Consider the following 422-nt stretch of genomic DNA (forward strand, 5'->3'; position numbering starts at 1 on the left):
ACTTGTTTCATCTCTTCAAAATTCGTCGCACTATACGTATTCTCATCGCGAAATACTTTTGCCTTATTAAATAAAGAGTCATGAATTTCCTCAAGTAGTGCTGGAATACGTTCTTCTAATTGATCCATTGATATAAATTCTTTTTCTTTCGTATCTCTTCTTACAAGTACAACTTGATTCTTTTCAATATCTTTAGGCCCAACTTCTAATCGAATTGGAATGCCCTTCATTTCATACTCATTAAATTTCCAGCCCGGTGTTTTATTACTAGCATCTATTTTCACGCGTGCAACTTTTTGAATATGTCCTTGTAACTCTGTTGCTTTCGCTAAAACTCCTTCTTTATGCTGAGCAATTGGTACGATAACAACTTGCACTGGAGCAACTTTTGGTGGCATTACAAGTCCATTATTATCGCTATG

Annotated in this window: 1 protein-coding gene; it reads right to left on the reverse strand. The window is 35.3% G+C overall.

The features are described from left to right. The coding region (locus MR160_RS34020; RefSeq protein WP_346670377.1) for a His/Gly/Thr/Pro-type tRNA ligase C-terminal domain-containing protein at positions 1–422 on the reverse strand (422 nt) is incomplete at both ends.

The sequence above is a fragment of the Bacillus cereus group sp. BfR-BA-01382 genome (assembly GCF_022663475.1).
GTDB lineage: Bacteria > Bacillota > Bacilli > Bacillales > Bacillaceae_G > Bacillus_A > Bacillus_A thuringiensis_S.